Genomic DNA, 26303 nt, shown 5'->3' with positions numbered 1-26303 from the left:
TCGTTGACTTTTTCAATGATCCGTAATTTCATTGATTTCAACAAGGATCTCACACCCCAGTGAAACCATCCCAACGGCTTCGGCCGGCGCATGCGAAGGAGCAGGCTATGAGCTTGAACGGCAAGGTTGCTATCGTCACCGGAAGCGGGCAGGGCCTGGGCCTCGCCTACGCGAGGGAACTCGCACGCCAGGGCGCCGCCGTCGTCATCAACGACGTCAATGCGGAGACCGCTGCGCAGGCCGTCGCCCAGATCGAGGCGGACGGCGGCCGGGCCACCGCCGTCGTGGTTCCGGTAGGCACCACTGACGCAGCCAAGGCCTTGGTGGCAGGGGCCGTGGACACGTTCGGCCGGCTGGACATCCTGGTCACCAACGCCGGCATCCTCCGCGACAAGTCCCTGCTGAAGATGACGGACGAGGACTTCGACCTGGTGATCAACGTCCACCTCAAGGGCACCTTCACCTGCGTCCGCGAGTCCTACGCCTACTTCAAGGAAAACAACATCCAGGGCCGGATCATCACCATCGGTTCCCCTACGGGGCAGCGGGGCAACTTCGGGCAGACCAACTATGCCGCCGCCAAGGCCGGCATCGTGGGCATGGTCCGCACCTGGGCGCTGGAAATGAAGAAGGCCGGCGTGACGGTCAACAGCGTCATCCCCGTCGCGGCAACCGCGATGACCAAGACCGTGCCGTACTTCCAGAAGGCAGTGGAAGCAGAGGAACGCGGCGAGGCCATGCCGTCCTTCTTCCGCCATGACCTCGGCTTTGGAACGGCCGACGACGTCGCCGGACTGGTTGCCTTCCTTGCCTCTGACGAGGCAGCCAACATCACCGGCCAGGCCATCGGTGCCGGCGGTGACCGGCTGCAGGTGTGGACCCACCCGGAGGCGGCCGCCACCGAATACCGCGAGGGCGGCTGGAGCTACGAGGCGCTGTTGGACAACGCCGGCCAGCTCTTCAACGCGGACACGCTGCAAAGCTATGGGGAGGAATTCCTGCCCCTGCCCGCAGACCTTCAGCCCGAGCCCGCCGAGGCGCGCTGACCATGGGTGACCGTTACGAACTGGCCATCGACCCGGCTAAGCTCGACGCCGTCGACATGCACGTCCACCTCGAAGTGGACAGCTGCGGGCACGGTTCCCTGCCTGAGGAGTTGACCGAGGCATCGGCCAAGTACTTCAAGGCCGAGGACCGGACCCCCTCCCTGGACCGGATCGCGGACATCTACCGCGAACTGAACATGGCCGCCGTCGTCTTCACCGTGGACGCCCGCACCCAGCTCAAGCACGAGCCCAACAGCATCCCGGAGCTCATTGCCGGGGCTGCCCGGAACAATGACGTGCTGATCCCGTTCGGCAGCGTGGACCCGCGAACCGGCGAGGACGCCATTGCCGGCGCCAAGCACCAGGCCATCGAGCTCGGTGCCCGCGGCTTCAAGTTCCACCCCTCCCTGCAGGGCTTCGACCCGTCCAACGAACGCTTCTACCCCTTGTGGGAGACGCTCCAGGAACTGGGGTTGCCAGCCATCTTCCACACCGGCCAGAACGGCATGGGAGCAGGCCTGCCCGGCGGGTATGGCATCAAGCTCGCCTACTCCAACCCGCTGCTGCTGGACGCCGTGGCCGCGGACTTCCCGGGCCTGCAGATCATCATGGCCCACCCCTCGGTGCCGTGGCAGGACGAGGCGAACTCCATTGCCACCCACAAGGCCAACGTCTTCATCGACCTCTCCGGCTGGTCCCCCAAGTACTTCCCGGAATCCCTGGTGAAGGGGGCCAACTCCTACCTGCAGGACAAGGTGCTGTTTGGCACCGACTTCCCGCTGATCACCCCGCAGAAATGGCTCGGGGCTTTCGCGGACCTGCCGCTGAAGGACGAGGTCCGGCCCAAGATCCTCAAGGACAACGCCGTACGCCTCCTTGGGCTGGGGGCCTGAGATGGGGATGACGACGGCGGAACGCGCTTTGGGTTCCAGGCTTTACGGCACGTCGGACTGGTACGACGCAGAGTCCCTGCTCACCGACGGCGAGCGCCAGGTCCTGGCCCGGCTGCGGAACTTCCTCGACACCCAGGCCAGGCCGCTGCTGGCCGAGTACTGGGAGCGGGGCGAATTCCCGGAGCAGCTGGCCAGGCCGCTGGTCGACCTGGACCTGATGGAACCTGCCGAACTAACTGAGGACGCCCCGGCCCGCGGGATCTACCACGGCTTCCGGATCTTCGAACTGGCCCGCACGGATGCCTCGCTGGCCACCTGGTACACCGCCCAGGCCGGCCTGTTCCGCACCGCCATCCGGGTGGGTGCCTCCCAGGAGCAGCAGGCCGAGTGGATGCCCAAGGTCATCGACTTCTCCCTCAAAGGCGTGTTCTCGCTGACGGAGCCGGAGCATGGATCGGACATCGCCGGCGGGCTCTCAACCACCGCGCGGCGTGACTCCGACGGAAGCTGGATCCTGGACGGTGCCAAGCGCTGGATCGGGGGCGCCGCCACTGCGGACGTCCTCGCCGTCTTCGCCCGGGACACCGCCGACGGACAGGTCAAGGCCTTCCTCGTGGACCGGACCGCGGACGGCGTCACGCTCGAGAAGATCCAGGGGAAGACCTCCCTGCGGATGATGCAGAACGCCCACATCACCCTGGCCGGCGTCCGCGTTCCCGAATCGATGCGCCTGCACAACGTGAACTCCTTCAAGGATGTCGCCGCCATGCTTCGGGCCATGCGCTCGGACGTGGCCTGGATCGCCACCGGTATCGCGGCTGGCGCGTTCGAAGCGGCGCTCGCCTACGTCAACGAGCGCCGGCAGTTCGGACGTACCCTCGGTTCCTTCCAGCTGGTCCAGGAAAAACTGGCCCGCATGCTGGGGAACGTCACCGCCAGCCTGTCCCTGGTGGTCCGCCTTACCGATCAGCAGGCCAAGGGCATCTACCGGGACCAGGACTCAGCCCTGGCCAAGATGCAGACCTCCCTCTTCATGCGCGACACCGTGGCCCTGGCCCGCGAAGTGGTGGGCGGCAACGGCATTACCCTCGCCGCCGACGTAGCCCGCTTCCATGCCGACGCCGAAGCCGTCTACTCCTACGAGGGCACGCACGACATCAACGCCCTCATCATCGGCCGGGCCCTCACCGGCGAAAGCGCCTTTACCCGCTAAGCCACAACCCCATTACCCAAACCAACTGCAACCAGGAGGCAACGATGCCCAATCTCGTCGTCGATTTCGACACCCTGCCCACCCTGTCCGGGAAGGATCTCGGCACCACCGACTACCGCCAGATCACCCAGGAACAGATCAATCTCTTTGCCGACGCCACGGACGACCACCAGTGGATCCACACCGATCCCGAACGCGCCAAGGACGGCCCTTTCGGTGCCCCCATCGCCCACGGCTTCCTTACCCTCTCCCTGATCATCCCGTTCTGGGGCGAGCTGTTCGACGTCGAGGGCGTCACCACCAAGGTCAACTACGGCCTGGACAAGGTCCGCTTCACCTCCCCGGTGACGGCGGGCTCCAAAGTCCGCATGCAGGCCACCATCGCCGACGTCACCGAGGTCAAGGGCGGCGCCCAGATCAAGGTCAACGCCACGATCGAAATCGAAGGCCAGGAACGCCCGGCCGTCGTCGCCGAATTCCTCGCCCGCTTCTACAAGTAGGCCTGCCCCTTAAACAGGCAAACCCTTCAAACAGGCCGTTTCACGCAGACGGCTTCTACAGGCAACCCCAAAAACCCCATTCCTCCGTCCCTAGGAACAGCCATGTCCGGACACCCCACGCTCGCACCTGCGGGCACGGCCGCTAAGCGCAAGGAAGCGCGCACGGTCATCCTGTCCAGCTATCTGGGCAGCACCATCGAGTTCTATGACTTCCTGCTGTACGCCACGGCGGCGGCAGTAGCCTTCCCCAAGGTCTTCTTCGCCGGAACGGACGAATGGGTGGGCGTCGTCGCCGCCTACGCCACCTTCGCCGCCGGCTACGTGGCCAGGCCGCTGGGCGGCGTCATCTTCGGCCACTTCGGCGACAAGGTGGGCCGCAAGGGCATGCTGATCATCTCCATGGCCATGATGGGCATCGCCTCCACCCTTATCGGCCTGATCCCCGGCGCCGGCGTGATCGGGCCGTGGGGCGCCGTCATCCTGGTGCTGCTGCGGGTCTGCCAGGGCATCGCCGTCGGCGGTGAATGGGGAGGCGCCGCGCTCATGGCGCTGGAGCACTCCGACCCCAAGCGGCGCGGCTTCGCGGCCTCCTTCGTCAACGCCGGGGCACCCACCGGCGCAGTGCTGGGCACCGTGGTGATGGGCATCTTCTCGGCCCTGCCGCAGGACGCCTTCCTGGCCTGGGGCTGGCGCGTGCCGTTCCTGCTGTCCTTCGTGCTCCTTATCGTGGGCATGTTCGTCCGCCTGCGGGTCTCCGAAAGCCCCATCTTCGCCGAAGCCGTGGCGAAGGAAGAGGCCCAGGGTGCCAAGCGCAAGATCCCGCTGCTGGACGTGCTGCGCCGGCCCAAGGCCCTGATCATGATCATGTTCGCCGGCGCCGCCGGATTCGGCCTCCAGGTGGTGCTGCCCACCTTCTCGGTGACCTACGCTGTGTCCAAGGGCGCACCGCAGCAGGGCGTGCTGTATGCCTTCGCGGGAGCCTCGGCCATCTCCATCATCTTCGTCCTGCTGGGTGGCCGCCTGTCCGACCGCCTCGGCCGCCGCCCCGTGATGATCGCCGGACTGGCCCTGTTCATCGCCTACCTGTTCCCCATGTTCGGCATGCTCGGCTCCGGCAACGTGGCCCTGGTTTTCGTGGCCTTCACCGTGGCACTCATCCTGCACTCGTCCCTGTACGGTCCGCTGGCGGCGTTCGTCTCCGAACAGTTCGGCACCACCTCCCGCTACACCGGTGCCGCGGTGGGCTACCAGCTGGCCACGCTCATCGGCGCAGGCTTCACCCCGGGGCATCGTGGCCGGGCTCTACAAGGACTCCGGGCAGGACATACTCCCCGTGGTGGTGTTCCTGTCGGTCTTGGCACTCGTCTCGATTGTCTTCATCGCCCTGACGCGGGAATCTAAGAACAACGACCTCAACACGGTCCGTTAGGAGAACCATGGACAACAACGGAGTTGGCTCCTGGCTGCAGCGCCGCCGCCGGAAATCGGGTGCCCAGGCTGCACTTCTGTCCGGAGCAAGGACCCTGAGCTACGAGGAGCTCGCGGAACGTACCGACCGCCTGGCCAACGCACTCCGGGACAGGGGAGTGGCCAAGAATGACCGGGTGGCGTACCTGGGGGAGAACCACCCGTCCTTCGTGGAGACGTTCTTCGCCTGCGGGCTCCTGGGCGCCATCTTCGTGCCGCTCAACACCCGGCTCGCGCCACCCGAGCTGCAGTTCCAGCTGCAGGACTCCGGGGCCCTGCTGCTGGTCAATGCCGGTGCCCTGGAAGCGCCCGCTTCCGCCGCCGTGGAAGCCACTGGGGTGACCCACCGCCTTGTCATAGCGGCCGACGGCGGAACGGAACCTTCCGCTGCCACGCCACCGGCCGCCGTCGGGCACCCCGTAGTTGTCGACGACTATGAGGAGGCGTTGCAGGCTGCAGCGCCGGACTCCCTCGACGTCCCGGTGGAGCTCGATGACGGTGCGATGATCCTCTACACCTCGGGGACCACCGGCAAGCCCAAGGGTGCGCTGCTGACACACGGGAACATCACGTGGAACTGCATCAACACCATCGTGGACATGGACATCAACCGCAGCGACGTGGCGCTCATGATCTCGCCGCTGTTCCACGTGGCATCGCTGGACATGGGGCTGCTGCCGATGCTGCTCAAGGGTGCCACCGTGGTGCTGGAGGCCAAGTTCGACACCGCAAGGGTGCTGGAACTGATCCAGGAGCACAAGGTCACCACCCTCAACGGCGTGCCCACCACGTTCCAGCTGCTGTGCGAGGATCCAGGATGGGCCACGGCGGACCTCAGCTCCCTGGACAAGCTCACGTGCGGCGGCTCCGCCATTCCCCGCCGTGTCCTGGACGCGTACGAGGACCGCGGCATTGGGTTCACCAGCTGCTACGGCATGACCGAGACGGCGCCGGGGGCCACCATGCTTCCCGTGGACCGTTCCCGGGAGAAAGCCGGATCGGCGGGCCTGCCGCACTTCTTCACGGACGTCCGGATCGCCGATCCGCTGGGCGGGGTTGCCGCGCCGGGCGAGGTCGGGGAGATCCAGGTCTCCGGCCCCAACGTGATCAAGGAATACTGGAACCGCCCGGAGGCCACCGCCGCCAGCTACTCCGACGGCTCCTGGTTCCGCTCCGGCGACATGGGCTACCGCGATGAGGAGGGCTTCCTGTTCGTCTCGGACCGGCTCAAGGACATGATCATCTCCGGCGGCGAGAACATCTACCCTGCGGAGGTGGAGGCCGTCATCGCCGAACACAGCGCCGTCAGCAGCGTGGCGGTCATCGGCGTCAGCGACGACAAATGGGGCGAGGTGCCGCGGGCGGTGGTCACGCTGCGCGACGGCGCATCACTGACCGGGGAGCAGTTGCAAAGTTTCCTGGACGGCCGGCTTGCCCGCTACAAGATCCCCAAGTCTCTGGTGGTGGTGGATGACATGCCGCGCACGGCCAGCGGGAAAATCCGGAAGATGGAGCTCCGTAAACAGGTCTGACATGAGCTGCACAACGCCCGCCGCGGTATCCCGGGGCGGGCGTTGTGTTTTAAGGACGATGGAGCCCTGTCAAGCGGCCCGTCCAAGGGCGGCCACCTGCACTGTGACTCCAAGATCGCGGATGTTCTCCTGCATCTCCTGGGGCAGTTGGTCGTCGGTGACTACGCCGTCCAGCCTTTCAAGGGGTGCCACATTGAAGCGCGATACCGTGCCGAACTTGGTGCTGTCCGCCAGCAGGAAGCACGACGACGAGGCCTCCAGGGCGGCCAGCTTCACTTCGACTTTGTCCATGACGGGCGTGGTGATGCCCCGGGCCATGTTCCACGTGCCGGTGCTGAGGAAGCACAGGTCGATGTTGATGGAGTGCACCACGTCGGCGGCGATTTTTCCGCAGCTCGAGGCGCTGGACGGATCCACCGCCCCGCCGGTATGGATGGTCTCGATGTGAGGGTACGTGAACAGGCTGGTGACCACGTAGAAATCATTGGTCACCACGGTAAGGCCCTGGCGCCCGGCGAGGTACGGCACCACCGACTGGCAGGTGGTGCCTGCGTCGAGGAAAATCACCATGCCGTCTTCCACTGACCCGGCAGCAAGCTCGGCAATGGCCTGCTTGCGCGGCAGTTCAAGCTGTGCGCGGAACTCGCGCTCGCGCGGAGGCTCCTGGCTGGTCCAGTCCGCGAGCCGGACGCCACCTTGCACTGATATCACTTGTCCCTGATCTTCCAAGGCCGTGATGTCCCGCCGGACCGTCATATGGGAGACGTTCATGTAGTCGGTAAGGCTGCGGATACTGAGGACGCCCTCCCGGCGCAACAGGCGCAGGATTTCCTGGTGGCGCTGCTCGGGGATCAGGGGCCGGGCGGTCGGGCTCACAGGCGGTTCTCCTTTGAAAATGAAGTACTTCCAGCTTAACAAGTTTTCACAGGGTGTTCCACTTTGTGAATCTTTGATCTAATCTCTTAAACGATGTTAAATAAATTTGAAACTCAGGAAACGATCATCCGCACTGGAGCCCTGCTCATCGCGCGGCTTGACTCTGCCGACGAGGCCTACCGGGTGTCCGAGGCCGCCATCGCAGGCGGTATCCGTGCGGTCGAAGTCCCGCTGACCGTTCCGGGCGCCCTGGGCGTCATTGAGCGTCTGGCCGACAAGTACGGCGACCAGGGCATCGTGGTCGGCGCGGGAACGGTGCTCGACGCCGAAGCCGCCTACGCGGCGATCTCGGCCGGAGCACGGCTGCTGGTCAGTCCGCAGCTGAATCCGAGGATGATCGCCACTGCCAACCGCTACCAGGTGGTCAGCGCGAGCGGCGCGTTCACGCCTACGGAGGTGCTTAACACCCTCGAAGCGGGCGCGGACATCGTCAAGCTCTTCCCCGCCGAGCTTGGCGGCCCTGCCTACGTAAAGACAATCCTCGCGCCGCTGCCGCAGGCGCCCGTCATGCCTTCCGGAGGCGTGAGTCCGGCCAACGTGGGCGAATGGTTCGCCGCGGGAGTCACCGCCGTTGGTGTCGGCAGCTTTGTCACCAAGGCAGCCCGGCAGGACGGCGACTACGGCAAGGTTGCGGAGGCTGCCCGCACCTTCCTCGCAGCAATTGAACAAGCCCGCCGCTAAGGCCGGCACCCCCAGTACCGGCAGTCGTTGCCGACAGAACACAAAGGAGTGAGCTGCATGAGCCAAGCTTCAGCAGAAATTGACGCGTCCACTGAAAAGCCCGGACGCAACGTGCGGATCAGGTGGTACCTCATCGCCCTGCTCGTCATCGGCGGCATCGTCAACTACCTGGACCGGAACAACCTCAGCATCGCCAACACCACGATTGCCAAGGAATTCGGGCTCAACGCCCTCCAAATGGGGCTGCTGCTGTCCGCCTTCTCCTGGCCTTATGCCATTGCCAACCTTCCGGCCGGGTACCTGGTGGACCGGTTTGGGCCTAAGAAGATGTTCGCCTGGGCCGCAGGGCTGTGGTCTATCGTCTCTATGCTTTCCTCCCTGGCCAACTCCTTCGGGTTCCTTTATGCCGCCCGTGTTGCCTTGGGCGTCGCAGAGTCGCCGTTCTTCACGTCGGGGCTCAAGGTGGCTGACAAGTGGTTCAACAAAACCGAGCGTGCGCTGCCCGTCTCCATCGTTAACACCGGTTCACAGATCGCCAATGCCATTGCGCCGCCGCTCCTGACCTTCCTCATGCTGACCATGAGCTGGCGCGGCATGTTCCTGGTCGTCGGCGCGCTCGGCATCGTCATTGCCCTGGTCTGGCTCCGCGTCTACCGCGACCCCACGCTGAAGGAACAGTTCATCATCAAGGGTGCGGAATTCGAAGCGCAGCTTCAGCCCAAGGAGAAGCAGGCCGGATGGGGCGAGCTTCTCACCAAGAAGAACACATGGTTCATGGTCATTGGCGCTTTTGGCATCTTCTACACCGTCTGGGTCTACCTCACCTGGCTTCCCAGCTACCTGCAGACCGCACGCGGATTCAGCCTTAGCCAAATCGGCTGGCTGGCAGGACTGCCGTTCCTCTGCGGCATCGCCGGCGTGCTGGCCGGCGGTATCTTCTCAGGCAAGGCCATTGCCCGCGGCGTCCCTGTCGTCCGTGCCCGAAAGATCCCAATTGTGGGCGGTGCGTTGCTCGCCGCCGCCGCCGTGCTGCCGGTGGCTTACGTGGAAAATACTGCCCTGGCAATCGTGCTGCTGTCCCTGGGCTACTTCGCGGCCCAAGTACCCATCGGTGTGCTCTGGACCCTGGCGTCGGATATTGCGGAACCCAACCAAGTGGCCTCCCTTGGCGCCATCCAGAACTTCGGCGGATTCCTGGGGGCTGCAGTGGCGCCGATCGTTACAGGCCTTATCCTTGATGCCACCGGCGGCAACTACACCATGGTGTTCCTGATCGGCGGTGTGCTGCTGATTGTGGGCGCCGTGTCATACGGCTTCTTCGTCAAGGACCGCCGCAAGCCGGTCGCGGCGTAACGCCCGCATTCCTGGCATCCCACAAGCCACAGTTCGAGGAAGAACAAGCAGTGACCAGTATCCCCAAAGTATTCTTTGTGATCGGCCCGGCAGGCTCTGGAAAATCAAGTGTCAGCCGCCACCTTGCGGAGCGGTTCGGCGCGGCGCACATCGACAAAGACACCGCCACCATCCGCTTCACCGAACTGCTTCTGAAACTCAACGGTTCGGACCCGAACGAGCGGGACAACAATGAGTTCTACCAAAACGTCATCATGCCGCTGGAGTACGCGTCCATCCTGGACCTGACACGCGACAACTTGCGGGCGGGCAACTCGGTAGTGCTGGACGCTCCCTTCGGCCGGTTCTTCCCCGACGATGACTACCTAGCCAAGGTCCGGGCCGAGCACCAGTGGCCCGAGGCCGAACTCATCGTGGTCCACGTCCGGCTGGCAGGGGAGGCCTTGCGTCGGCGCCTCATCGCGCGCGGGTACCCGCGGGACGAATGGAAGCTCGCCAACTGGGAAACGTTCTGGTCGGGGGCCCAGGGCGACTCCTGCCGGTGGAAGGAGGCGCGCCACCTGGATTTCGATAACAGCGGCGCTGCCGTCGACGTTACTTCCTTTGCGGCGGCGGTGACCGCCGGGGCTGCCTAGGAGCGGGGGAAGGGGTGGACGACGGCGAAGGACCCGCCGTCGTCCACTATTCTTTTCCCAAGCGGAGGCGCAGTTTGCCGGCCGGTATGCTTTCGCCGTCGTTACCGATCACGGTCATCAATTGGCGGGACCTGCCACCCGGTGACAGCATGGTTAGATGCTTGAGGCAACTAAACCCCCGAATTCGCCCGACAAGGCCCCCGCCAACCCCGCGCTGGAAGCGGAAAGCAGGATCGCGCGCATAGCCGTGACAGTGTTCCCGATCCTGGTGGTGGTCGCGGGAGTCGTCGGCTTCCTGCTTCCCGGCGCCTTCAAACCTTTGGGGCCGGCCGTGCCCTACCTGCTCGGCATCATCATGTTCTGCATGGGCCTGACGCTGACCCCACCGGACTTCGCCGCCGTGGCCAAGCGCCCGTGGGCCGTGGCGCTGGGAATTGTGGCGCACTACATCATCATGCCCGGCGCAGGCTGGCTGATCGCGGGCGCCCTGAACCTGGAACCCGAACTGGCCGTGGGGGTCATCCTGGTGGGCTGCGCGCCTTCCGGAACCGCCTCCAACGTGATGGCGTTCCTGGCCAAGGGCGACGTAGCCCTGTCGGTGGCGGTAGCGTCCGTCTCCACCCTGATCGCCCCCATCGTCACCCCGCTGCTCGTCCTGTTCCTGGCAGGCTCCTACCTTTCGATCGATGCCGCCGGCATGGTGGGGGACATCGTCAAAACCGTGCTGCTGCCGGTGGTCGCCGGCCTCCTGGCCCGGCTCTTCCTCAAGAAGCTTGTCGCCAAGGTGCTGCCGGCACTGCCGTGGGCGTCCGCCGTCGTGATCTCCCTAATCGTGGCCATCGTGGTTGCCGGCAGCGCCAGCAAGATCGTCGCCGCCGGTGCCATCGTGTTCCTCGCCGTGGTGCTGCACAACGGCTTCGGCCTGGGCCTGGGCTACCTGGCCGGGAAACTGGGCCGCCTGGACGACAAAGCCCGCCGCGCCCTGGCCTTCGAAGTGGGCATGCAGAACTCCGGCCTGGCCGCCACACTGGCCACCGCCCACTTCAGCCCCCTCGCAGCACTGCCCTCCGCCGTGTTCTCGCTGTGGCACAACATCTCCGGGGCCATCGTGGCTGCCTGGCTGGCCCGCCGACCCCTGCAGGACACGCCCCTGCAGGACACGCCGCTTACGGACAAGCGCGCCTGACCTGCACCGTCACCGCCGCATGACCCGATAAACCCATGTTTCCGCTGCCCCGTTCTGGGTAAAGACCCGGTAGGGGCAGCGCCGCCGGCGCTGCCCCGGCCAATTCCGGACGGGAGAGGGACAGATGGCTCAGATCGACCGAATAGCTGAACCATGGGGGACGCGGACGCCGTACGGCGCCGGCAATGAATGGCCGGTCAGGGTGGACACCCACCTGGCCGAGGGGGTGGCCCCGGAGGATGTGGACGCCTGGGTGCAGACGGCGTCGCTGCTGCACTCGAACGGCGACGCGATGGACATTGCCGTCAAGGACAACCGGATTGTCGGCGTCCGGGGACGGGCGGTGGACAGGGTGAACCACGGCCGCCTGGGACCGAAGGACCTGTACGGGTGGCAGGCGAACGCGTCGCCGGACCGGCTCACCAAGCCGCTGATCCGCGAGGGCGGGAAGCTGGTGGAGACGGACTGGGACACCGCCATGCAGCGCGTGGTGGACCGTTCGAAGGCGTTGCTGGCGGAGCAAGGGCCCAGCGCCATCGGCTTCTACACCACCGGCCAGCTGTTCGCCGAGGAGTACTACACGCTGGGGACCATAGCGCACGGCGGCATCGGCACCAACCACGTGGACGGAAACACGCGGCTGTGCACGGCAACGGCGGCCGAGGCGCTGAAGGAGTCTTTCGGCTGCGACGGCCAGCCGGGCTCCTACACCGATGTGGACCACGCCGACGTCATCGCCCTGTACGGGCACAACGTGGCGGAAACCCAGACTGTCCTGTGGACCCGGATGCTGGACCGCCTGGCAGGACCCAACCCGCCCAGGATCATCTGCGTGGACCCACGCCTGACCCCCGTGGCCAAGGCCGCCACCGTGCACTTGGCACCGCGGCCGGGCACCAACGTGGCCCTGATGAACGGCATCCTGCATGAGATCATCTCCAACGGCTGGGTGGACCAGGAGTACATCCAGGCCCACACCGTGGGGTTCTCCGAGCTCGAAAAAGAGGTCAAGAACTACCCTCCGGCCGTGGTTGCGGAAATCTGCGGCGTCCCGGCGGAGCAAATCTCCGAAGCGGCCAGCATCATCGGCCACGCCAAACGGCTCCTGTCCACGGTGCTGCAGGGCTTCTACCAATCGAACCAGGGCACCGCCGCCGCGGTGCAGGTGAACAACATCAACATCATCCGCGGCATGCTGGGCAAGCCGGGCTGCGGCATCCTGCAGATGAACGGCCAGCCCACTGCCGAAAACACGCGCGAGTGCGGGGCTGACGGGGACCTGGCTGCCTTCCGGAACTGGTCCAACGACGCCCACGTCAAGGATCTCGCCCGGGTGTGGAACATCGACCCCATGTCGATCCCGCACTACTCGCCGCCCACGCACGTCATGCAGATGATGCGGTACGCGGAGGACGGCTCCATCAGGATGCTGTGGGTCAGCGGCACCAACCCCGCCGTCTCATTGCCCGAACTGGCGCGGGTCCGCAGCATCCTGAAGCAGGAGCGGCTGTTCCTGGTGGTGCAGGACATCTTCCTGTCGGAGACGGCCCAGCTGGCCGACGTCGTGCTCCCTGCCGCCACCTGGGGCGAAAAAACGGGGACCTTCACCAACGTGGACCGCACGGTCCACCTTTCGGAAAAAGCCGTGGACCCGCCCGGTGAGGCCCGGCCAGACCTGGACATCTTCATCGACTACGCGCACCGCATGGGCCTGAAGGACAAGGACGGCCAGCCGCTGATCAAGTGGCACGACCCCGAGTCCGCCTTCGAAGCCTGGAAGGAATGCTCCCGCGGGCGTCCGTGCGACTACACCGGCATCACCTACGGCAAGCTGCGCGGCGGCTCCGGCATCCAGTGGCCGTGCAACGAGGAGAACCCGGACGGCACCGAACGGATCTACGCTGACGGAAAGTTCTGGGCCCATCCGGAGTACTGCGAGACCTACGGCCGCGACCTGATCACCGGCGCGCCCGTGGACCCGTCCGAGTACAAGGCCCTCAACCCAGAGGGCAAGGCCATCATCAAGGCCGCCGAATACGTGCCGCCGCACGAGCTGCCGAGCCAGGACTTCCCGCTCCAGCTCATTACCGGGCGCACGCTCTACCAGTTCCACACGCGTACCAAGACGGGCAGGGCCCCGGAACTGCAGGCGGCCGCGCCCGACGTCTGGGTGGAGTTGTCGGCGGACGACGCCGGCAGCTACGGGATTGCCGAGGGGGACCTTGCGGACGTGGAGACCCCGCGTGGTTCGGTCCGTGCGCGCGTCCGGATCAGCGGGATCAGGAACGGGGTCCTGTTCCTGCCGTTCCATTACGGCTACTGGGATACCGACGGCGGGCACCAGCCCGACGGGGCGGGCCGGGCAGCCAACGAACTGACCATCACCGACTGGGACGCCGCATCCAAGCAGCCTATCTTCAAGACGGCAGCCGCCCGCATCACCCGGATTTCCGCCGGCGACGGGCCGTCGCCGGCGCCCACCACCACGGCGTCGGCGCCCGCAGGCGGGTTCCCGGATGAGGCGAGGACCAAGGGAATCACATCCGCCTTGGCCGACGAAGCCGGCGGCACCGAAGGAGGAGCGCGATGAAATTCGGGCTCGTATTGAAGGAACTGCACCGCTCCGAAAATGAGCTGGCGCACCATCTGCTGGTCATCTCGGAACGCCACAAGGTGGACCACGAGATCTACCACCTGGCCCGGGACCTTTCACGCTGGTCGCAGCAGCACGTCCGGGACATCGCGGCGCTTGCCGGGAACTACGGCGAGAACCTGGATCCGGAACCGCGCAGCGAGGCGGGGCTGATGGAGACCCTGCGGGAGAAGGGCAGTGAGATGGTGGGCCGGCGGCCGGAAACGGGGATGCTGCTGCTGCGCGACCTGCGGGAACTCTACCTGCAGGCGTGCGGCGTATCCGCGGACTGGGAGCTGCTGGCCCAGGCTGCCCAGGGGATGAAGGACCAGGACCTGCTGGGCCTGGCGGAGAAATGCCATCCGCAAACGATCCGGCAGATGAAGTGGGCCAACGGCAAGCTGAAGGAATCCGCCACCCAGGTGCTGGTCAGCTAAGTTCCCTGTCAGCCACGTTCCGGGTCAGCCAGGTTCCCCGTCAGCTGTGTTGGCGGGCCGCCTGCAGGTGCGCCACCAGGGCCTGCATCTGCTGGGCGGTCCAGGGCAGGGCCTTGCTCAGTTCGGCGCTGTTCTCGTTCCACATGGTGCGGGCGGCCGCTTTGGTGCCCTCGCTGCTGTGGAAACGGGAGCCCAGCTCATCCCAGCGCCGCACCAGGTCCGTGGCCTCCGGGCTGCCGGCGGGGACACCGGCGTCGACCTGGCGCAGGCCCTCCTCGACCAGGCCAGCCCACTCGGTCCGTGACTCCTCCATGGCCTCCTGCCCCAACCCGGCCCGCCGTTCGTCGAGTTCGCGGCGCTGGTCCTCGGTGAAGTAGTTCCCGAACATCGCCATCCTTTCCAGAACGGTCATGAAATAGGCGGGCTCGGCATGCCCGTGGCTGCTGATGCGTTCCAGCAGCTCCCGGATGGTCCGCTGCAGCTGCTCCAGCTGCAGCGCCTGATCGTCCAGCGCGGCCAGCTGCCGGAGCAGCAGCCTTTGCAGGGAACCGGGACCGGTACCGTCCAGCGCGGTGGCGATGTCGCCAAGCGGCACCCCCAGGCTCCGCAGAGTCCGGATGCAGTACAGCCGCCGCAGGTCCTGTTCGGTGTAGCGGCGGTGGCCGGCAGCCGTGCGGACAGTTGCCCGGAGCAGGCCGATGCTGTCGTAGTAGTGGAGCGCCCGGACCGTCACACCGGTTGCCGCCGCCAGCTCCCCGATGCTCCATAACGCTTCACCATGTTGTTCCATACCGACCACGGTAGATCCTGACGCAGCGTCAGGTTCAACCCCGGTGGAGGGGCAGCCGCAGGGCAACAGTGGTCCAGTGAACCAGGTGCCGCAGGCGGCGTTCCCCCGCTATCCCTCACATTCCTTGCAGTATTTCTTGCCGTCTTTTTCCCGGGCAAGCTGGCTGCGGTGGTGGACCAGGAAGCAGGACATGCACGTGAATTCGTCCGCCTGCACCGGCACCACCTGGATGAGGAGCTCCTCGTTGGAGAGGTCGGCGCCGGGCAGCTCGAAGCTGTCCGCGAGGTCCGTCTCGTCCACGTCGGGGGTGGCCTCCCGGCGGCCGGACTTATCGGACTTCAGCTCCTCCAGGGCGACATTCGGCTCTTCCTCGGGAGTCACCCGCGGAGCGTCGTAGTCAACTGACATGTGGTGGTTCTCCTGTCAACTTTCTTTCTGGTTATCCGGGACTGGATTCTAGACTGCCGTCTTCGGAATCCGGTCCTGAACAGATCGACAACGCAGGGCGGCCCCAACTAATTCCCTGCCAGCTTCGCGTCTGTGGATCAGCTGAAATCTGTGCCTGCCAAGCGTGCACAGGCTTCCCACAGCCGCCGCCGCGCCTCCGGGTCTGAACCCATGCCGGGGGTAGGAAGTTGCTTCCGGCCTGCCCACAACTTGCCGGTGACCGCTGCCGTTTCAGGTGCCACGGCGAGCCAGAGGGGTGTGTCTGCCGCCCGCTCCGCCGTCTTTCCCAGTGTGTTCGTGATCCACCGGAACGGGCCGTCCACGTCCTGCAGTAGCCCGGTGTTCCTCACCAGTCCCGGGTGGACGGCGTTGACCACCACGCCTGTTCCGCGCAGCCGTTCGGCAAACTCCTGGGTCAGCAGGACCCGGCCCAGCATGGTGGGCGGGGTGGAACGGAGGAAGCTGTATTTTCCCTTGGCTGTCTGCAGGTCATCGAAGGGGATTCGGACGTTTCCATACTTGGACGCAATGTTGACGATCCGTGAGGGCAGGGCAGCGGTGGCACTTTTCCTGAGCTCCTCCAGCAGGAGGCCGGTAACCAGGAAGTAGGACATCACGTTGGTGGCGAAGGTGAGTTCCAGCCCTTCGGCGGTTTCGTGGCGTTCCTTCCGGAACACGCCGGCGGCGTTGACCAGTATGTCCAGCCTGCCGTGACGGGAACGGAACCCGTCCACGGCGGCGCGGATAGAGGACTGCAGGGACAGGTCACAGGCGAGCGGTTCAAGGTCCGCGCCTGGAACGCGTGTCCGGATATCTGCCATCGCCGCCTGGGCACGCGCCTCGCTCCGGCCCACGACCACAACGGTGGCCCCTGCGCCGGCAAGGCCGGCGGCCACTGCCCGCCCGATGCCTCCGGTCGCGCCGGTCACCAACGCAATGCGTCCGTCCAGCCGTGCCATCCCGCCGCCTCCAGGTAATCCGATCCTCCGGGACTATCCCAGCACTGTTCGGAGCATGTGGCCAGAGCCTGCCGGACCGCAACCGTGGGCTTTTCAGGATGCCTGTGGCGTGGCGATGCCCCTGGTCACCTTGCGTATCTCCTCATGTTTCAGTCCGCTGGCGGCGGCGAGTTGGTAGTCGTCCAGGAGGCGCAGCTTCCGTGCCGTGGCGAGCACCCCGGCGCGGGTTTGTTCGACGGCGGTACGCGCCGCCTCGACGGATTCCACCTCCGCTGCAAGCGTGGTGATGGTCCTTAGATGGGCTTCGGGGGATTGCCCGGAAGGATAGAGTTCGTCCTGCGCCCCGATAACACGGACCGTTGCGGCAGGCAGTCCGGCCGCCCTGGCAAGCAGGGCTACCTTCACCCCGTCACAAAAGGCCTGGGCAACGCGTTCATTGAGCTCCAGGGAAAGCGCCCGCAGCCGGCTTGACCGCAGGGAAATCATGCGCTTGTGCTGCGCCAGGAGGGACAGGAGCTCTTCCGCCCGGGCCACTGCAGGGTCCGGTGCGGGGACGCCCCGGTAGCGGTAACGGCTCCCAACAGCCGCCGAAGGGGCAATTGTCCGCTCGTATGACTGTGTCCGGGCCACCTCTGCTCCTTGTCTTGGCCGCGCATCCCCGTCGTGGTCGACGGGTCCAACCAGCACGCTACGCCGCGCCAAAGCACGGGAGCCAATACCAATAACGCGTGGTGCGATAGGCAAAACTTCTGGCTGCCGGGTCATAAGGGCTGCTTATCCGTCCACGCACTTTAGGTCTTATCCAAGCCGGTGGTTCCTTCCCTACGCTCGAATGAACCACACTCATCCGTCCCGGAACCCAGGAAGAGACCATGCCTGAATTCGTGCCCGCATCACGTGTAACCCGTATCAAATCCTCGCCCAGTGTTGCCGCGGCCGCCCGTGTGCGGGAACTCAAGGCCGAGGGGCGCCGGATCCTGGACCTGACCGTGGGCGAACCGGATTTCGATACCCCGCAGCACATCAAGGACGCGGCGATTGCGGCCATCGGCCGCGGTGAAACGAAGTACACGTCGGTCAACGGGACGCCGGAACTCCAGAAGGCCATCCTGCAGACGCTGGAGCGCAGGACGGGCCAGCAGTACACCCCGGCCGAAATCACCATCGGCGGCGGCGGAAAGCAGGTCATCTTCACGGCATTCATGGCCACCCTCGACCAGGGCGACGAGGTTGTCATTCCGGCGCCGTACTGGGTCTCCTACCCGGACATGGTGCTGGCCAACGAGGGCACCCCCGTGATTGTCCCCTGCGGCGAAGAAACCGGGTTCAAGCTCACCCCCGCGGCCCTGGCGCAGGCCCTGACGGAGCGCACCAAGTGGCTCATCCTCAACACGCCCTCCAACCCCACGGGAGCCGTCTATTCCCGGGAGGAACTGGCGGGCCTCGCCGCCGTCCTCAAGGACCACCCCTCCGTCTACGTGCTCACGGACGAGATCTACGACGAAATCCACTTCGGCGAAGAGCCGATTACCAGCCTCGTGGCCGTGGCGCCCGAGCTCAAGGACCGGGTGCTGGTCACCAACGGCGTCTCCAAGGCCTACGCAATGACCGGGTGGCGGCTGGGGTACGCCGGCGGACCGGCGCCGCTGGTGGCGGCCATCAACAAGCTGCAGTCCCAGATGTCGTCCTGCCCGTCGTCCGTCAGCCAGGCCGCCGCTGCCGCCGCGCTGACCGGGAACCAGGCATTTGTCCGCGAAAGCGTGGAGGTCTACCGGGAGCGGCGCGATGCGGCAGTCGCCGGGCTCAACGCCGTCGAGGGCCTGCAATGCCCGACGCCGGAGGGCGCCTTTTACGCGTACGTCAACTGCGCCGGGGTCATCGGAAAGACGACGCCCGAAGGCCGGCAGATCACCAATGACGAGGACTTCACGCTCTACCTGCTGGATGCCGCCTCGGTGGCCGTCATCCAGGGCTCGGCCTACGGCCTGGGCCCCTACTTCCGGGTCTCATACGCCACCGCGCTGCCAGTGATCGAGGAATCCATCGCCGCCATCGAAAAAGCCGTCCAGGCACTGTCCTGACACACCCCAACCAGTTTCCCAGGAGTAATCGCATGATCCACGTCAAGACGAAATTCGACCGCCCTTCGGAAGACGCCATCCAACGCCTTTCCAGGTTCTCCTCCGCCACCGTCCACGAAGCGCAGGGCCGCAAAGGCGCCCTGAGCTCCAGGATCAAACCCATCGACCGCAGCATGACCTTCTGCGGGCCGGCTGTCACGGTGGTGTGTGCCCCGAGGGACAACCTCATGCTCCAGGTGGCCATCCACTATGCGCAAAAGGGCGATGTTGTCCTGGTCTCGGCCGGCGAATACGAGGAAGCCGGAACGTTCGGCGACGTGCTGGGCAACGCCATGAAAGCAAAGGGCCTGGCCGCAATGGTCACCGACTCCGGCGTGCGCGACACCAAGGACCTCATCGAACTTGGCCTGCCGGTCTTCTCCGGCAGCGTCTGCATCAAGGGAACCGTCAAGGAAACCATCGGCCCCATCAACCATCCCGTAGTGTTCGGCGACGAAATCGTCTACCCGGGGGACGTCCTGCTCGGCGACGCCGACGGCGTGGTGGTGGTCCGCAAGGACGAAATCGAGGAAGTCATCCAGCTGGCGCAGGCGCGCGTCGACGCAGAGGACGACCTCATCCGACGCTACAAACAAGGCGGCACCACCATCGAGCTGTGCAAGCTGACGGACGTCCTCAAGGCCAAGGGCCTGCTGGTGGAGGACGCCGAACTGGAGCCCGTACTGTAGTCCGGCATCGATGCCTTTAAACCACAAGGCCCGGGTTCCTTCGGGAACTCCGGGTCTTACCCCTTGCCTCTTGTCGTTGTAGAGCTGTGGGTCAATTGATTCCAGGCAGGCGGTAGGCCGGCGGACCTGCTTGTGAATCGTCCAGGTACCACATGGTGGAACCGCGCTTGCCGGGGGGCATCATGCTTCCCTCGAATACGAACACCGGCTCATTGGCGGGTCCGTCCTCCGGCCGCCAGAAACCGTTGGCGGGGCAATGCGAACCGGTGCTTGCCTTCAATTGGATTTTTCGTTCTGATGCTTTCCGGTACTGCGGTCCGGTGATCTTTTTCATGGCGGGCTCCAAGGAATCTAAGGCCGAGGTAACCGCTGTTGCAGCGGACCTTTATGGTTTTATCCTAGAGCCGCAAAAATTCCTTGAATAAGACAAAACAGGAGTGCCCTGATAAGCCCTTCTTATGATGCATCCCGCGCATTGGCGCGAATCGGCGAATATTTGCTGCGCAGCATTTCCTGCAGCATTTCCTTCAGCACCAGCAGGACCGCGGAGCCCGCCTCGGACAACGGCTCGTGGTCAGGAGTGCAGAGGGCGATCTTGCACTGCAGCGCGGGGTCGGTGATTCGCAGGACCCGGAAGTCCTCTTCATGGAAGAGGGCATCCGCGGCCGACTTGGGCAGGATGGTGGCCCCGAGATCCGTGCGCAGCAACCGGGTAAGGGATGGCACGGATTCCACCTCGCCCACCAGCTTGAGCTTCATGCCCTTGCCTTCGATGCCGGCCTGCACCACCTGGCGCAGCGTGTGGATCTGTTCCGGCAGGAAGAGGCCCACGGTGGCGACTTCTTCCAGAGTGATGGTTTCCGCATCAGCAGCGACCGGCAGTTCACGCCGGGAGTTCACGATCAGGTACAGGTCCTCCACGATCAGCGTGGTGAACTGCACCCCGCGGATAGGGCCTGGCTCGTAGATAAGCGCCATGTCGAGGCGCCCATTCTTGATGGCCTCGCTGAGAACGCCCCCGTAAATCTCAGTCACATGGAGGACGATGTCCGGGTAGCGCCTGCCCACTTCGCTGATGATCTGCGGGGTCAGGCTGGAGGCCATGCTGTAGGGGGCGATGGCGATCGATACGCGGCCGGACGGGGCTGCGCCGGAGGCTGCCACGTCCAACCGGGCCTGCTCCACCAGCCGAAGGATGGACTGGGCATGCCTGTACAGGGTGTGTCCCGCTGCAGTTGGCTTCACGCCCTGCTTGCTGCGTATCAGCAGCCGCTGCTTCAGCTCCGATTCCAGGGCGGAAACCTGCTGGCTCAGGGCTGGCTGGGCAACATGCAGCGCCGAAGCGGCTTTGGTGATGCTCCCTGAATCCACGATCTGCACAAAGTACGCAAGCTTCCGCGTATCCATGCCGCCTTCTCTCTTTGCGGCGCCCTGAATCCGTGTGGGTCATAACCGGATGCTATGGAGGGATACGCAACAGGTCTTTGTGTGATGCACATCTCCGACCTTATGTTGAACCCAGAGCGCTATTTCACTGGCAGTACATTCTAACCCCAGACAGACATGCAATTTCACGATGACGTCAAACGCATTCTGCATGGAAAGGCATTTAATCGAAATAGACGCCTTCTTTTACATTTTCGAAATACGCCCACCGTAGCTTCGGAACATTCAGGATCCGCAGCCAACCGCCCGGATTCTTCTTAGGAAAGAGACGCAAATGCGAGCAACCATCAAAAGGAAAATGGCGGCTGTGGCCGCGCTTTCCGCAGCAATGTTGGCAATGTCCGGCTGCGGGGGAAGCAGCGACGCGGCCAAGGCCGGCAGCGCCACATCCGGGGAAGTAAACCTGATTGCCTACTCCGGCGTATGGCAGGACCAGTACAACGCGGCAGTGATCGAACCCTTCAAGGCCAAGTACCCGGACATCAAGATCAACTACGCCTCCAAGCGTTCATCCGCCGAGATGCTCAGTGCCCTCCAGGGCCAGAAGAACAGCCCGGCCACGGACGTCGCCATCATGGACAACTCAGTCTCCACAACTGGCAACAAGCAGGGATTGTTCGAAAAGGTCACGCCCGACGCCGTCCCGAACCTCGCCAACGTGCCTGAAAAGTTCCGTGACAAGGACGGATACGGTCCCGTGGCCATGCTCGATGCCGTCGGCCTGGTCTATGACACCGCCACCTTCCCCAAGGCCCCGGACAGCTGGAACGTCCTGTGGGACCCTGCATATGCAGGAAAAATCAATGTCAACGCCCCGCCCTCGCTCCTGGGCCTGTCCCTGACGGCGATCACATCCAAGATGCAGGGTGAGGATTACACGAAGGGCATTGACGGCGCTGTTGCCCGCCTTAAGGAGCTCGCCCCCAGTGTCCAGACCTTCGCGCCCAACCCGGACGAGTACCAGAACGTCATAACGGGACAGACGGTGCTGGGACTGGGCCAGAACGCCCGCGGCCAGTTCTACAGCGATCAAAGCAACAAGAAGATGGGTGTCACCTTCCCCAAGGAAGGCACGGTCTACCAGATCAACACCGTCAACCTGGTCAAGGACGCCCCGCACTCAGCCGCGGCCACGACCTTTATCAACTACGCGCTGTCCGCCGAAGCCCAGACGGCTTTCGCCAAGGCTCTCTTTTACGCCCCGTCCGTGACGAACGCGGACCTGCCTGCCGATGTCAAAGCACGCGTGGTGCCCACCGACGGTTCCCTGAACATCGTCCCCCTCGACGTTGATTTCCTCTCCTCGGCCCGCGACAAGTGGACCGACACCTGGAAGCGCCAGATCATCACCAAGTAGCGCGCCGGCGCCCCTCCCCACCTTCCCCCTTCAGGAGAACTGAACCCGTGACTGAATCAAAACTGTCGATCGTAGATCTGACCAAACGATACGCAGCAGGTCTGGAACCCGCCGTCGACCGCCTGAACATGGAAGTGGAGGAGGGGCACCTGGTGGCGCTCCTCGGCCCATCCGGCTGTGGCAAGACCACCACCCTCCGTATGGTGGCCGGCCTGATGGACCCCACAGCCGGTTCCATCGTGGTGGACGGCAAGGAAATCACCCACACCCCCGTCAACAAACGGGGCATGGGCATGGTCTTCCAGTCCTATGCGCTGTTTCCGCACATGAATGTCGAGCGGAACGTTGCCTTCGGCCTGGAGATGCGCCAGGTCCCCAAAGCCCAGCAAAAGGCGCGTGTCGCCGCAGCCCTGGACATGGTCCAGTTGGGCCACCTCGGCAAGCGGCAAACCAAGGAACTCTCCGGCGGCCAACAGCAACGCATTGCACTGGCCCGCGCCCTGGTGGTGGAACCCACCCTGCTCTTGCTGGACGAACCGTTGTCCAACCTTGATGCCAAGCTTCGCGAAACCATGCGGACCGAGATCCGGTCCATCCAGCAGCGCACCAGGGCCACCACTCTTTTCGTTACCCACGACCAGGATGAGGCCTTGGACATGGCCGACAGGATCGCAGTGATGAACGGCGGGCTGATCGAACAGTTCGGCTCGCCCACGGAGGTGTACGAACGGCCCCGTACCCACTTCGTGGCCAATTTCATCGGCCAGGCCAATTTCCTGGACGCACGTGTCGGCGCCGAAACCGGGCGGGCCAACCTGGCCGGTGAGAGCTATTACCGCGTGGAGGTAGAGGGCCTTGGCCAGTTCGGTGCGGTCGGTTCGGCCGGGCTGGCCGGTACCACCCACGAACTGGTTATCCGCCCCCACCGTCTCGGCGTCTCCCTCGCCCCCGGATCGGGGCCGGCTCCGCTCGCAGGAACCATTGAACGCGTCAGCTACACGGGTGATGCGCTGGCCGTTGCAGTACGGGTGGGCGAAAAACTGCTGCAGGCCCAAATGCCCACCGTCAGCGGAGACCTGCCACGGGTCGGAGATGCCGCGTACCTGTCATGGGCGCCGGAAGACGCATATTTGCTTCCGGCTCCGGGTGCCGTCGCGGAACGGCTTGCGGCATGACCCTCCTTGAAGCTCCGGCCGCCCCTGAAAGGCCCCGTGCCAAAAACGAAGGGCAGCTCGAGAGAGCCACCGAACGGCGCAACCGCCGCACCTACCTTGCGCTCCTGCTTCCGGGCCTGCTCGGCCTGCTGGTCAGTTTCGTTTTCCCGCTGGCCTACATGGTCCGGATGTCCTTCAACCAGGGAAGCCCGGACGGCGTCGTCGTTGAGACGTTCACCCTGGATACGTACATCCAACCGCTGACGGACCCCTACTACTGGAAGGTCACCCTGGACACGTTCCAGATGGGTGTCACCGTTGGTGTCCTGTGCGTCCTGGTGTCCTACCCGGTGGCCTTGTTTCTGGCCCGCAGCACCAGCAAGTACCGGGGCCTCCTCATCGCCATTGCCATCGCGCCACTGCTCACCTCGGCAGTGGTCCGTACCTACGGCTGGATGGTGATCCTGGGAACCAATGGGCTCGTGAACTCCTCGCTCACCGGGCTGGGCCTGATCGATACCCCGCTAAAGCTCACCAACAATATGGCTGGCGTGACCATAGGCCTGGTGGAGATCTTCATGCCCTACGCCATCCTGGCCATGATCTCCGGGTTCGGCCGGCTCAGCCCCCAGCTGGAGGAAGCGGCCGGTTCCCTGGGCGCCAGCAAATTCAAGGTGTTCACCCGGGTTACGCTTCCGCTCTGCCTGCCGGGCCTGCTGACCGCGTTCCTGCTGGTCTTCGTCCTGTCCATCAGCACGTTCATCACGCCCCGCCTCCTGGGCGGCGGCAGCGTGCAGGTCCTGGCCACCGAGATCTACGATCAAACCACCGGCCTGCTCAACTGGCCCTTCGCCGCCGCTCTATCCGTCATCCTGCTAGTGCTTTTCGGCCTGATCATCGCCGTCTACCAGCGCCTCACCAGAAAGATCGGAGGGTGACCATGAGCGAGGCAAAGGTATTCAAACCGCGCTTCAACCCCGCCAAACCAGCATTCGGGCTCCTGGTGTTCCTGCTGTACCTGTTCCTGCTGGCACCGCTGCTGATTGTGTTCGTGGTGTCGTTCGCCGCCAACCAGTACCTGTCCTTCCCGCCGGAAGGGTTCACCCTGAAGTGGTATGGGATGCTGCCGCAGGAGGGCACATTCATGGAGGGCATGAAGGTCAGCCTGATCGTTGCCGTCATCGTCACGCTGATCGTCCTGGCGCTCGGAGTGCCTGCGGCCCTGGCTCTGGACCGGTTCGAGTTCAAGGCCAAGGCCGCGGTCCAGTCGTTCTTCCTGTCGCCCCTGCTGATCCCCAGCATCGTCCTGGCTTTGGGCATGGTGCTGCTCTTCGGCCCATTGAAGCTGACCAACACCTACGCCGGGATAGGCATCGGACACGTGGCCATCACCATCCCGTTCGTCATCCGGACCACCCTGATGAGCCTGGCCACCACGGATACGTCCTGCGAAGCAGCCGCCCGGATCCTGGGCGCCGGGTCGTGGACAGTATTCCGGCGTGTGACCCTGCCCATCATCCAACCCGGCGTGATCGCCGGTGGAGTCATTGCCTTCATTGTCTCCTTCGACGAAGCCGTGATCTCGCTGTTCGTGGCCGAATCCGGCCTGCCGACCCTGCCTGTGCAGGTGCTGCGTTACGTGGAAAACTCGGCGGATGCGGCGGTCGCCGCCCTGTCCGTGATCCTTATCCTGATCTCGCTGGCCGTGGTGGTGGTGGTGGAACGCGTCATGGGGCTGCGCAAAGCGCTCCGCTGACGCTGCGTCCACAGACAACCCAACGCACCAGTCCTGCCCGGCCCGCAACAGCGGGCCGGGCAGGACTGCGTCCGGGACAGGCAGGGGTCATAACCGGCACCTATCCCGTGACACCGATTACGTCTTTGTGTGATCAAAGTCCCGGTGTCAGACTTTTTCTACAAGCCCGGAAATCCGGGCATGGGACGCAGGCCCTGGAAGCCCGTCCCCCCACTTCCGCTTTCCGGCAGCAGCCACTGTGCCCTGTTGCCAGCGCTGTGCCAATACCCCCCAAGGAGGGCTCACATGGGACCCATGGTCGATCTCGTGGCAGATCTCGGAGAAGGCTTCGGCGCCTACTCGATGGGCGACGACGCGGCCCTGCTCGAAGTGGTGTCCAGCGCCAACATCGCCTGCGGCTTCCATGCCGGAGATCCGGACATTATGAACGCCACCGTTGCTGAATGTGTACGCCGCGGCGTCAGCATCGGGGCCCACCCCAGCTTCCCGGACCTGCGGGGCTTTGGCCGCCGGGCCATGGACCTTACCGCAGACGAAGTCCGTCACGACCTCCTTTACCAGTTCGGTGCCCTGAGCGCTTTCGCTGCCTACCACGGCGCCGGCGTCGTCCACCTTGCACCGCACGGCCGCCTCGGCAATCTCGTTGCCACCCGGCCGGACTACGCCGGGGCCGTGGCCGACACCGCCGCCCGCATCAATCCGGACCTCATCGTCCTGGCCCAGGACGGCGAACTCGCCGACGCTGCCGCAGCCCGACACCTCCCCGTCGGCATTGTGGGGATCGCGGACCGCGCCTACCAGGCTGACGGCACCCTGGTGCCGCGCAGCCAGCCGGGCGCCGTCATCCACGATCCCTCAGTCATCGTGGAACGCACCATCCGTATGGTCTGCGAAGGCGTCATTGAAACAGTCGCCGGAACAGACCTTCCCATCGCTGCCGACACCATCCTGCTCCACGGTGACACCCCGGGTGCCGTCCAGCTGGCCCGCCGGGTCCGTGCGGAACTGGAACGCGCCGGCGTCACCATTGCCCCGCTCGGCCAGGTCCTGGCCGCCAAAGCGAAAGCCGCCTGA

General features: G+C 64.8%; 25 protein-coding genes and 1 pseudogene. 19 read left to right on the top strand and 7 right to left on the bottom strand.

The genetic code is table 11. The features are described 5' to 3' along the window. Nucleotides 1-107: 107 nt before the first annotated feature. The 6 genes and pseudogenes from AC2JAJ_RS05930 (at nt 108) to menE (ending at nt 6651) form a co-directional block, all read left to right on the top strand. On the top strand, nt 108-1046 hold the full coding sequence (locus AC2JAJ_RS05930) for an SDR family NAD(P)-dependent oxidoreductase (RefSeq protein ID WP_486416520.1): 939 nt from the start codon (nt 108-110) through the stop codon (nt 1044-1046). 2 nt (nt 1047-1048) lie between these two features. Beyond that, entirely contained in the window at nt 1049-1939 is an 891-nt protein-coding gene (locus AC2JAJ_RS05925; RefSeq protein WP_486416521.1) for an amidohydrolase family protein, read from the top strand. Between the two features lies 1 nt (nt 1940). Further along, nucleotides 1941-3152, top strand: a complete 1212-nt coding sequence (locus tag AC2JAJ_RS05920) for an acyl-CoA dehydrogenase family protein (protein WP_486416522.1) — start codon at nt 1941-1943, stop codon at nt 3150-3152. 44 nt (nt 3153-3196) lie between these two features. Continuing rightward, a complete protein-coding gene (locus AC2JAJ_RS05915) occupies nt 3197-3652 on the top strand; it encodes a MaoC family dehydratase (protein WP_486416523.1) in 456 nt (151 codons plus the stop codon). A gap of 102 nt (nt 3653-3754) precedes the next feature. Continuing rightward, nucleotides 3755-5081, top strand: a pseudogene (locus tag AC2JAJ_RS05910) (MFS transporter). Between the two features lie 7 nt (nt 5082-5088). Beyond that, entirely contained in the window at nt 5089-6651 is a 1563-nt protein-coding gene (gene menE, locus AC2JAJ_RS05905) for an o-succinylbenzoate--CoA ligase (RefSeq protein ID WP_486416524.1), read from the top strand. 69 nt (nt 6652-6720) lie between these two features. Here menE and AC2JAJ_RS05900 read toward each other — a convergent pair whose 3' ends face one another. Then, nucleotides 6721-7527, bottom strand: a complete 807-nt coding sequence (locus AC2JAJ_RS05900; RefSeq protein WP_308287850.1) for a DeoR/GlpR family DNA-binding transcription regulator — start codon at nt 7525-7527, stop codon at nt 6721-6723. A gap of 93 nt (nt 7528-7620) precedes the next feature. On the opposite strand from AC2JAJ_RS05900, the gene AC2JAJ_RS05895 reads away from it, so the two are divergent. The 6 genes from AC2JAJ_RS05895 (at nt 7621) to AC2JAJ_RS05870 (ending at nt 14511) form a co-directional block, all read left to right on the top strand. Beyond that, nucleotides 7621-8268, top strand: coding sequence for a bifunctional 4-hydroxy-2-oxoglutarate aldolase/2-dehydro-3-deoxy-phosphogluconate aldolase (locus AC2JAJ_RS05895; protein ID WP_486416525.1), 648 nt, complete (start codon nt 7621-7623; stop codon nt 8266-8268). Between the two features lie 57 nt (nt 8269-8325). Continuing rightward, the gene (locus tag AC2JAJ_RS05890; protein ID WP_486416526.1) at nt 8326-9621 is read left to right on the top strand and encodes an MFS transporter; all 1296 of its coding nucleotides are present in this window, start codon (nt 8326-8328) and stop codon (nt 9619-9621) included. 50 nt (nt 9622-9671) lie between these two features. Continuing rightward, nucleotides 9672-10256, top strand: coding sequence for a P-loop nucleotide/nucleoside kinase family protein (locus AC2JAJ_RS05885; RefSeq protein ID WP_486416527.1), 585 nt, complete (start codon nt 9672-9674; stop codon nt 10254-10256). 157 nt (nt 10257-10413) lie between these two features. Further along, complete coding sequence (locus tag AC2JAJ_RS05880) at nt 10414-11442, top strand: bile acid:sodium symporter family protein (protein ID WP_486416528.1); 1029 nt, start codon at nt 10414-10416, stop codon at nt 11440-11442. A gap of 124 nt (nt 11443-11566) precedes the next feature. Further along, nucleotides 11567-14032: a molybdopterin oxidoreductase family protein gene (locus AC2JAJ_RS05875; RefSeq protein WP_486416529.1), complete on the top strand. Its 2466-nt coding sequence runs from the start codon at nt 11567-11569 to the stop codon at nt 14030-14032. Then, nucleotides 14029-14511: a hypothetical protein gene (locus tag AC2JAJ_RS05870; RefSeq protein WP_486416530.1), complete on the top strand. Its 483-nt coding sequence runs from the start codon at nt 14029-14031 to the stop codon at nt 14509-14511. Before AC2JAJ_RS05875 ends, AC2JAJ_RS05870 begins: the two co-directional genes overlap by 4 nt. Nucleotides 14512-14551: 40 nt before the next feature. Here the strand turns inward: AC2JAJ_RS05870 and AC2JAJ_RS05865 are convergent, their stop codons facing one another. The 4 genes from AC2JAJ_RS05865 to AC2JAJ_RS05850 form a co-directional block, all read right to left on the bottom strand. Continuing rightward, complete coding sequence (locus tag AC2JAJ_RS05865) at nt 14552-15301, bottom strand: MerR family transcriptional regulator (RefSeq protein WP_486416531.1); 750 nt, start codon at nt 15299-15301, stop codon at nt 14552-14554. Between the two features lie 108 nt (nt 15302-15409). After that, nucleotides 15410-15709, bottom strand: a complete 300-nt coding sequence (locus tag AC2JAJ_RS05860) for a DUF4193 domain-containing protein (protein ID WP_221385249.1) — start codon at nt 15707-15709, stop codon at nt 15410-15412. Between the two features lie 137 nt (nt 15710-15846). Beyond that, nucleotides 15847-16707, bottom strand: a complete 861-nt coding sequence (locus AC2JAJ_RS05855; RefSeq protein ID WP_486416532.1) for an SDR family NAD(P)-dependent oxidoreductase — start codon at nt 16705-16707, stop codon at nt 15847-15849. Nucleotides 16708-16800: 93 nt separating this feature from the next. After that, a complete protein-coding gene (locus tag AC2JAJ_RS05850; protein ID WP_486416533.1) occupies nt 16801-17337 on the bottom strand; it encodes a hypothetical protein in 537 nt (178 codons plus the stop codon). Nucleotides 17338-17579: 242 nt separating this feature from the next. On the opposite strand from AC2JAJ_RS05850, the gene AC2JAJ_RS05845 reads away from it, so the two are divergent. Both AC2JAJ_RS05845 and AC2JAJ_RS05840 read left to right on the top strand, forming a co-directional pair. Next, nucleotides 17580-18788, top strand: a complete 1209-nt coding sequence (locus tag AC2JAJ_RS05845) for an aspartate transaminase (RefSeq protein ID WP_486416534.1) — start codon at nt 17580-17582, stop codon at nt 18786-18788. 32 nt (nt 18789-18820) lie between these two features. After that, entirely contained in the window at nt 18821-19516 is a 696-nt protein-coding gene (locus AC2JAJ_RS05840; protein ID WP_486416535.1) for a 4-carboxy-4-hydroxy-2-oxoadipate aldolase/oxaloacetate decarboxylase, read from the top strand. A gap of 91 nt (nt 19517-19607) precedes the next feature. Here the strand turns inward: AC2JAJ_RS05840 and AC2JAJ_RS05835 are convergent, their stop codons facing one another. After that, entirely contained in the window at nt 19608-19850 is a 243-nt protein-coding gene (locus AC2JAJ_RS05835; RefSeq protein ID WP_221385253.1) for a hypothetical protein, read from the bottom strand. Nucleotides 19851-19972: 122 nt separating this feature from the next. After that, entirely contained in the window at nt 19973-20923 is a 951-nt protein-coding gene (gene nac, locus AC2JAJ_RS05830) for a nitrogen assimilation transcriptional regulator NAC (protein WP_486416536.1), read from the bottom strand. A 313-nt stretch (nt 20924-21236) separates the two neighbouring features. Between nac and AC2JAJ_RS05825 the strand changes: the two genes are divergently transcribed. The 5 genes from AC2JAJ_RS05825 to AC2JAJ_RS05805 all read left to right on the top strand — a co-directional run bounded on the left by AC2JAJ_RS05825 (nt 21237) and on the right by AC2JAJ_RS05805 (nt 26303). Then, nucleotides 21237-22319, top strand: a complete 1083-nt coding sequence (locus tag AC2JAJ_RS05825; protein WP_501053414.1) for an extracellular solute-binding protein — start codon at nt 21237-21239, stop codon at nt 22317-22319. Between the two features lie 47 nt (nt 22320-22366). Continuing rightward, a complete protein-coding gene (locus AC2JAJ_RS05820) occupies nt 22367-23494 on the top strand; it encodes an ATP-binding cassette domain-containing protein (RefSeq protein ID WP_501053413.1) in 1128 nt (375 codons plus the stop codon). Further along, nucleotides 23491-24411 (top strand): ABC transporter permease, encoded by a 921-nt coding sequence (locus AC2JAJ_RS05815; protein WP_486416539.1) that lies wholly within the window; start codon nt 23491-23493, stop codon nt 24409-24411. Before AC2JAJ_RS05820 ends, AC2JAJ_RS05815 begins: the two co-directional genes overlap by 4 nt. A 2-nt stretch (nt 24412-24413) precedes the next feature. After that, complete coding sequence (locus AC2JAJ_RS05810; RefSeq protein ID WP_486416540.1) at nt 24414-25229, top strand: ABC transporter permease; 816 nt, start codon at nt 24414-24416, stop codon at nt 25227-25229. Between the two features lie 285 nt (nt 25230-25514). Next, nucleotides 25515-26303 (top strand): LamB/YcsF family protein, encoded by a 789-nt coding sequence (locus tag AC2JAJ_RS05805; protein WP_486416541.1) that lies wholly within the window; start codon nt 25515-25517, stop codon nt 26301-26303.

It is taken from the genome of Arthrobacter sp. MOO21 (assembly GCF_057369995.2).
Note: the sequence above shows the minus strand (reverse complement) of the source record. Positions and strands in the feature narration are given on the sequence as shown.

What these genes read in the sequence shown, in the direction of transcription:
- AC2JAJ_RS05840 (WP_486416535.1), top strand. Translation starts at nt 18,821, where the DNA reads ATGATCCACGTCAAGACGAAATTCGACCGCCCTTCGGAAGACGCCATC.
- AC2JAJ_RS05920 (WP_486416522.1), top strand. Translation starts at nt 1,941, where the DNA reads ATGGGGATGACGACGGCGGAACGCGCTTTGGGTTCCAGGCTTTACGGC.
- AC2JAJ_RS05880 (WP_486416528.1), top strand. Translation starts at nt 10,414, where the DNA reads ATGCTTGAGGCAACTAAACCCCCGAATTCGCCCGACAAGGCCCCCGCC.
- AC2JAJ_RS05810 (WP_486416540.1), top strand. Translation starts at nt 24,414, where the DNA reads ATGAGCGAGGCAAAGGTATTCAAACCGCGCTTCAACCCCGCCAAACCA.
- AC2JAJ_RS05895 (WP_486416525.1), top strand. Translation starts at nt 7,621, where the DNA reads ATGTTAAATAAATTTGAAACTCAGGAAACGATCATCCGCACTGGAGCC.
- AC2JAJ_RS05875 (WP_486416529.1), top strand. Translation starts at nt 11,567, where the DNA reads ATGGCTCAGATCGACCGAATAGCTGAACCATGGGGGACGCGGACGCCG.
- AC2JAJ_RS05815 (WP_486416539.1), top strand. Translation starts at nt 23,491, where the DNA reads ATGACCCTCCTTGAAGCTCCGGCCGCCCCTGAAAGGCCCCGTGCCAAA.
- AC2JAJ_RS05845 (WP_486416534.1), top strand. Translation starts at nt 17,580, where the DNA reads ATGCCTGAATTCGTGCCCGCATCACGTGTAACCCGTATCAAATCCTCG.
- AC2JAJ_RS05915 (WP_486416523.1), top strand. Translation starts at nt 3,197, where the DNA reads ATGCCCAATCTCGTCGTCGATTTCGACACCCTGCCCACCCTGTCCGGG.
- AC2JAJ_RS05925 (WP_486416521.1), top strand. Translation starts at nt 1,049, where the DNA reads ATGGGTGACCGTTACGAACTGGCCATCGACCCGGCTAAGCTCGACGCC.
- AC2JAJ_RS05890 (WP_486416526.1), top strand. Translation starts at nt 8,326, where the DNA reads ATGAGCCAAGCTTCAGCAGAAATTGACGCGTCCACTGAAAAGCCCGGA.
- nac (WP_486416536.1), bottom strand. Translation starts at nt 20,923, where the DNA reads ATGGATACGCGGAAGCTTGCGTACTTTGTGCAGATCGTGGATTCAGGG.
- AC2JAJ_RS05835 (WP_221385253.1), bottom strand. Translation starts at nt 19,850, where the DNA reads ATGAAAAAGATCACCGGACCGCAGTACCGGAAAGCATCAGAACGAAAA.
- AC2JAJ_RS05865 (WP_486416531.1), bottom strand. Translation starts at nt 15,301, where the DNA reads ATGGAACAACATGGTGAAGCGTTATGGAGCATCGGGGAGCTGGCGGCG.
- AC2JAJ_RS05825 (WP_501053414.1), top strand. Translation starts at nt 21,237, where the DNA reads ATGCGAGCAACCATCAAAAGGAAAATGGCGGCTGTGGCCGCGCTTTCC.
- AC2JAJ_RS05870 (WP_486416530.1), top strand. Translation starts at nt 14,029, where the DNA reads ATGAAATTCGGGCTCGTATTGAAGGAACTGCACCGCTCCGAAAATGAG.
- AC2JAJ_RS05855 (WP_486416532.1), bottom strand. Translation starts at nt 16,707, where the DNA reads ATGGCACGGCTGGACGGACGCATTGCGTTGGTGACCGGCGCGACCGGA.
- AC2JAJ_RS05805 (WP_486416541.1), top strand. Translation starts at nt 25,515, where the DNA reads ATGGGACCCATGGTCGATCTCGTGGCAGATCTCGGAGAAGGCTTCGGC.
- AC2JAJ_RS05860 (WP_221385249.1), bottom strand. Translation starts at nt 15,709, where the DNA reads ATGTCAGTTGACTACGACGCTCCGCGGGTGACTCCCGAGGAAGAGCCG.
- AC2JAJ_RS05930 (WP_486416520.1), top strand. Translation starts at nt 108, where the DNA reads ATGAGCTTGAACGGCAAGGTTGCTATCGTCACCGGAAGCGGGCAGGGC.
- menE (WP_486416524.1), top strand. Translation starts at nt 5,089, where the DNA reads ATGGACAACAACGGAGTTGGCTCCTGGCTGCAGCGCCGCCGCCGGAAA.